This is a genomic window from Alphaproteobacteria bacterium, from assembly GCA_035625915.1.
GTDB lineage: Bacteria > Pseudomonadota > Alphaproteobacteria > JACZXZ01 > JACZXZ01 > DATDHA01.
On sequence record DASPOR010000191.1, the window covers coordinates 1 to 6,238 of the forward strand.

At 62.3% G+C, this 6,238-nt stretch carries 5 protein-coding genes; 2 read left to right on the forward strand and 3 right to left on the reverse strand.

Annotated features, from left to right (window positions below):
- The 3 genes from VEJ16_14990 to VEJ16_15000 form a co-directional block, all read right to left on the reverse strand.
- A partial coding sequence (locus VEJ16_14990; GenBank protein ID HYB10971.1) for an ATP-binding protein occupies window positions 1-1,322 on the reverse strand: 1,322 nt, incomplete at its 3' end.
- Complete coding sequence (locus VEJ16_14995; protein HYB10972.1) at window positions 1,309-1,989, reverse strand: response regulator transcription factor; 681 nt, start codon at window positions 1,987-1,989, stop codon at window positions 1,309-1,311. The genes VEJ16_14990 and VEJ16_14995, both read right to left, overlap by 14 nt.
- A gap of 523 nt (window positions 1,990-2,512) precedes the next feature.
- Window positions 2,513-4,111: an alginate export family protein gene (locus VEJ16_15000; GenBank protein ID HYB10973.1), complete on the reverse strand. Its 1,599-nt coding sequence runs from the start codon at window positions 4,109-4,111 to the stop codon at window positions 2,513-2,515.
- Window positions 4,112-4,482: 371 nt separating this feature from the next.
- Between VEJ16_15000 and VEJ16_15005 the strand changes: the two genes are divergently transcribed.
- Complete coding sequence (locus VEJ16_15005; protein ID HYB10974.1) at window positions 4,483-5,250, forward strand: fumarylacetoacetate hydrolase family protein; 768 nt, start codon at window positions 4,483-4,485, stop codon at window positions 5,248-5,250.
- Window positions 5,251-5,308: 58 nt separating this feature from the next.
- Window positions 5,309-6,238: 2-dehydropantoate 2-reductase (locus tag VEJ16_15010; GenBank protein ID HYB10975.1), on the forward strand; the 930-nt coding region annotated here is incomplete at its 3' end.

Genomic DNA, 6,238 nt, shown 5'->3' on the forward strand with positions numbered 1-6,238 from the left:
GAGAGGGTGAATTGGGCGTCGTGAAGCTGGGCGACGGCGGCAACGAGGCTGAGGCCCAATCCGCTGCCCGGCGTCCCGCGGTGGCACTCGAGGCGATAGAATCGTTCGAGCACGCGCTCGCGCGCTTCGGCCGGAATGCCGTCGCCGCGATCGCTCACGACCACGCGAGGGCCGTTCCCATCGCCGCTGACCTCGACGACGACACCCCCGCCCATCCCACCGTATTTGATCGCGTTGTCGACAAGGTTCGATAAGGCGTCGAAGAGCAGATCGCGATCGCCCAAGACGACAACGCCGGGCGCCCCCACGAAATTGATGCTACCGCCCCGCTCCTCCGCGGCGGCATCGAAGAGATCGACGACTCCGCTCGCGGTCTCCGACAAATCCACGGGCCGAAGGGTCTCGTTGCGATGGCCGGACTCGATGCGCGAAATGCGCAGCAGTGCGGAAAACGTGCGAAGAACCACGTCGATATCGCCGATGGTCGAGGCGAGTAGTGTGTGATAGCCCTCAAGGGTGGGCGGGCGGTGGAGTGCCCCCTCCAAGCGTCCATGAATGCGCGTAAGCGGGGTCCGCAGATCGTGCGCGATTCCGTCTGAAACCTGGCGAATGCCGCGCACAAGTTCTTGAATGCGGTCGAGCATCGCGTTCAAATTGGAGGCGAGCTGGTCCCATTCGTCATGAGTCCCCCGCAGCGGAATGCGACGCGAGAGGTTTGCTTCCATGATCTCGCGACTCATCGCGTTGACGGCCTCGATGCGCGAGACCGTGCGCCGGCTTACGCTCACGCCGGCAATGGCGGCAAAGACGATGAGAAGCGCCACGCCGAAAGCAAGCGACGTTCCGATCGCATGGGCGAAGCGGTCGTCGTCGTCGATGTCCTTGCCGACGAGAAGCCGATAGCCATCCGGCAAGACGCGATAGCTCGCACGGAAGACGCGAGGCTTGGAGCCCTCCGAAGGTGGCGTCACCGACCTGACTTCGCCGATGCCCGCCGGGCCCGAAAATGCCTCGGGCCATGTCTTCAAATTGCCCGACACATAGGCGCCGGTCGGGTCGATCAGCAGGAATATGCCCTCGCCCAGATCGTTCGCCATCAGCTCGCCGATCGCCCGCGCCAAACCCGGGGTACCCCGGGTTTCGTGAACGTGGATCAAGGCGTCCAATTCATGCCGGATGGCGCTGTCCGACTGCCCCATCACGTATTCGGCGGCCTGCCAGTACGCGTAGCCGAAAAGGCCGAGAATGCCGACCCCGAACAGCAGGACGCAGAGGATCGCAAGACGCAGAGTCGACGAGTGAAGTGTCTTACGCAGGAGCACGGAGGCAGAACCCCACGCCGCGCACCGTATGGATCAATGGATAGGCCGCGCCGTCATCGACCTTGCGGCGCAGGCGTCCGACATAGACATCGATGATGTTCGTCATGGGATCGAAGTGCAAATCCCAGACATGGGCGAGCAGCATGGACCGCGGCACGACCGTATCGGCATTGCGCACGAGGTATTCGAGAAGCTTGAACTCGCGCGGCAGCAGTTCGACATCCCGCCCGGCGCGCCGCACGGCGCGCGAGAGGAGGTCCATTTCGAGATCCCCGATCCGGAGCACAGTTTCCTTCAGCACATAAGCGCTGCGCCGCGCGAGCGCGTCGACCCGCGCGAGCATTTCCGGAAATGCGAAAGGCTTGACAAGATAGTCGTCCCCACCGGCGCGGAGGCCGCGAACCTTGTCGTCGACCTCGCCAAGCGCGCTGATGATGAGGGTCGGAATCGCAACCCCCTCCTCACGCAGGCGGAGGACGACCTCGAGGCCGTCGATGCCCGGCAGCATTCGATCGACCGTCATCACGGCATATTCTCTTGCACGGCAACGCTCGAGTGCGACCTCCCCGCTCTCGGCCAGTTCGATCTCGTACCCGCCGGTTCGCAAGCACGCGACGAGCTGCTCGGCAGTCTCCGGATCGTCTTCCACAACGAGTACGCGATGCATTTATAAGCCCAAATCGCCTAAGCGATATGTTCGACCGACGGCATCCCGAAGATTTCCTTACAACAGCCACGACATCCGCTGAAACTAACTTATATTTCATAGAGCTGCCAGGGCTGCCCAGCCCTGCGGCACCGTGCCAGCGCGGCTGAACGGTTGGGCGGCCTTGAAAGTGGAAATCCCACATACTGTCCCTTATTTCGTCATGACCGGGCCGGTAGCGGGCTTCGCCCGCTTCTTTGCACCACGCATAACAGCGCACCTTTGCGTGCGGGCTTCGCCCGCTTCTTTGCGTCACGCAAAAAAGCGCGCCTTCGCGCGCGGGCTTCGCCCGCTTCTTTGCGTTACGCAAAAAAGCGCGCCTTCGCGCGCGGGCCGAGTCTCGGCCATATACGCCGATCCGATCGCGGAAAAAGTACTTGGATTGCCGTGACAAGCACGGCGATGACGATATTAAGGGCGTTGAGACGTCGCGTAGGGTCGCATTGAGCGCGCGTGAAAGCCCGAACTGGACAGTCGTGGCGCTTTAGAACTTGACGGTCGCGACGATTTCACCGAGCACGATCGTGTTGCCGACCGTGCGGCCGGGGGGACCGTTCGCCGCCACGAACGAGGCAGCCGCCTGCTTGAAGCCCTCGCCGGGGACGCCAAAGCCAAGCACGCTCGAGATCGAGAGCCACTTCTCGGGCGACCAGATCGCATAGACATCGACCTCGTCGAGCGCGTGGTCGTTCGTGATGCTCGGGTTGTTGAATTGCGCCGTTTGGTCGAAGCGGAAGTCGTAAAAGATGACGCCCGCGTTGAGCGTGTCGAGGGGTGACACGGTAACGCTTGCCATCACAACGTCGATGTTGCTCGGCGTGCCGAGGTACCATCCGTAAATTTCGCCCAGATACCAGCTCCCGTAGCCGCGCGGACCGGCCGTGTAGAAGAGCGAGTCGTAGGAATGCTTTACGTGGCCGTTCGGGTCCGATTCGCCGCTGAATTGCGCGTAGCGGAAGGCCACCTGGGGCGTCCAGTCGACATCCGAGAATTTGTAGCCCGGCTCGACGTACCAGGCATGGGCGTCGACGCGGCGGTCGGTGTTGCCGTTCTGCTGACCGACATATTCTCCATAGAACATGATGTCCCGGTCGAATTCGAAGAAGGAGCCCGCGGCACGGAAGCTGTAGACGTTGAGGCCGTTGCGATTAGCCCCTTCCGCAAGCGAAGCGGCGGTACTCGTCGGCGTGAAGCTGAAGGCGCCCGTGGGGCTTGCGCTCGACGTGCTGTCGGCGTCGTAGATGTTGAAGTACAAGAGCCCGAGCGTCCACACGTCGGGCGGTGGCGCTTCGTCGCCCTCTTTCTTTTCCCCGGCCCGGTACCACTCGGCATTGAAGCCCGCGAGCTTGGCCTTGGGCTGGTCGGAGTCCTGCAAGAGGTCCTGGTCGACCCGGTCCTCGAGCTTGAAGAAATTTGCGCGCACTGGGACGCCGTCGGGATTGAGCTTCACGATCGCCGTGCGCCCGAAGTCGTTGTTGAGCGAAGTATAAAAGGCGCCGCGGCCGAAGGCATTGAAGATGCCCGAGCCGATCACGAGCCCATCGCCCACGAGAAAGGATTGATTGCCGTAGGACACGTCGACGGCGTCGGTGCCAAGGGCGTCCTTGAACGTATCGCCCGAGCGCCAGCCCACCATCCCATCCTCGAGCTGGATATGGGTTGGCTGATTGCCCGTGGTCGAGCGCAGGGCGTATTGCGGGAGCGAGGACACGGCGTCGCCATTGCCGCGCGTCCCTTGCGCCACGAAGCTGAAGAGCGAATAGCCCGTGCCGTAATCCCAGAGTGGCGTCTCGGCCGCGAGTGCCGGCTTGATCGAGGTTTCCACCCAAACCCGTTCCGTGTTGCGCACGCTCGAGTTGTTGGGCGTGTTGAAGTCGCCCGCACCGAAATCGGCGTTGCCGACGCCGAACACCCCGACCACCCCCGTGAAGCTGGCGCTGACCTTGGTCCCCTCCTCGTCGTAGAGGATCTCGTCGGCGCGCGCGCCGGCGCCCGGCGCGAGCATTGCCGCGGCCAACAGAAGCCCTGCAGCCGGTGGAACGCCCGTCTGGATCGGCCTGTGACACTTCTTTTTCTCGTTCATGGCGCCCTACCCCTCTTTTTTCGTTGGGCTGATGGATTGCCGGAGCGTGAGCAATCCAGTCCTATGCCGAATCCATGACAGCAGAATGAACAGTCGGGTCATAGGGCGACCGCGACTAAAAATTCCATAGGAATTTCACGCCGTGTGTGCACGTGCCTGTGGAGCCATCCCGAACGTTCGCCCCAAGACATATCAGCCTTCAAGGCCAGGATGCTGCGAAGAATTGCGCGATCTGCAGGCAACATGCGCGACATCCGTTTCCGTTTCTTTCCCCATTGCGGCTTCCGCCAAGATCGGCGATCATTCGAAACATGAAAATCATTTCCAAATTGAAATTGGAAGTGAATAAAATAACTTAGGGGAGGGAAACGATGGCGCGGTGGATCCGCTTCGTGGAGGGTGGGAAGTCCGGGTTCGGCACGCTCGACGGTGAGACGATCGCGGTCCATGAGGGCGTCATGTTCGATCGTGCGAAGCCGACGGGCAGGATGGTGCCGCTCGCGGCGGTCGAACTCTCCATACCCTGCACGCCGAGCAAGATGGTGTGCCTCTGGAACAATTTCCGCGCGCTTGCCGCCAAGTTCAATTTCAAGACCCCGGAAGAGCCGCTCTATTTCCTCAAGGCGCAGACGGCCTTTCATCCGGCGGGGATGCCGATCCGACGGCCGCGTGGCTATGACGGAAAGGTCCTTTACGAGGGCGAGCTTGGAATCGTGATCGGCAGGCGTGCCGTCGCCATCACCGAGGCGGAGGCGCCGGCCTGCATTTTCGGCTACACCTGCGTGAACGACGTGACCGCGTTCGATCTCTTGAACAAGGACTCCTCCTTCCAGCAATGGACTCGCGCCAAGAGCTTCGACACGTTCGGCGTGTTCGGTCCCGTGATCGCAACCGGGCTCGATCCCGATACGCTCGTCGTCCGAACGATCCTCAACGGGGACGAGCGCCAAAACTATCCCGTCGCGGACATGTTTTTCCGACCCTACCGGCTCGTAAGCCTGATCTCCCGCGACATGACGCTTTTACCCGGCGACGTGATCGCGTGCGGCACCTCGGTCGGGGCAGGCTCGATGAAGCCCGGGAGCACCGTCGAAATCGCGATCGACGGCATCGGCAGCCTCGTCAACCGCGTCGACTGAACGAGCTGAAAAACCCGCCGGCGAACGGCGAGCCCAACGGGAGGAATTTTCCATGGCGATGAGAATTTGCGTGGTCGGCGCCGGTGCGATCGGCGGCCTGCTCGGCGGCAGGATGGCCCTTGCGGGCGAAAGCGTCACCTTCATCGAAATGCACCCCGGCCATCGGGAAGCGATCAACAAGAACGGTCTGACGCTTCTCATGCATGGCGGGGAGACTCTCATCGCGAAGGGTGCCAGGGCGACCGAGAACATGGCCGAAGCGGGGCCGCAGGACCTCGTGGTCGTCGCCGTCAAGGCGCATCAGATACCGGCGATCGCACCGGGCCTGCGGAAACTCTTCGGCCGGGACACCATCGTCATGACCGTGCAGAACGGCATACCGTGGTGGTATTTCCACAAGCATGGTGGTCCTTTCGACGGCAAGCGTCTCGCAAGCGTCGATCCCGACGGCTCGATTGACGCGAATATCGAGCCCGACCGCATCGTCGGCTGCGTCGTCTATCCCGCCGGCGAAGTCGCAGGCCCCGGCGTCATCAAGCATGTCGAGGGGGACCGGTTTCCCGTGGGAGAGCTCGACGGAAGTACCAGCAATCGGGTTCAGATGATCCAGCAGACCTTGATCGCCGCGGGCTTCAAATCGTTCGTGCTCGACAATATTCGCGCCGAGATCTGGCTCAAGGCGTGGGGCAATCTTTCGTTCAATCCGATCTCGGCGTTGACGCATGGCACGCTCGAAGGGATTTGCAAGTTCCCACTTACGCGCGAGCTTGCCGCCCGCATGATGGAAGAGTCACAGGCGATCGCGAACAAGCTCGGCATCACGTTCCGCCACACGATCGAAAAGCGAATCGCCGGTGCGGAGGCCGTCGGACCCCACAAGACCTCGATGCTGCAGGACGTCGAGGCGGGGCGCGGCCTCGAGGTCGAGGCCCTCATCGGTGCGATCGTCGAACTCGGACGGCTGACCGGAACGCCGACGCCGCACATC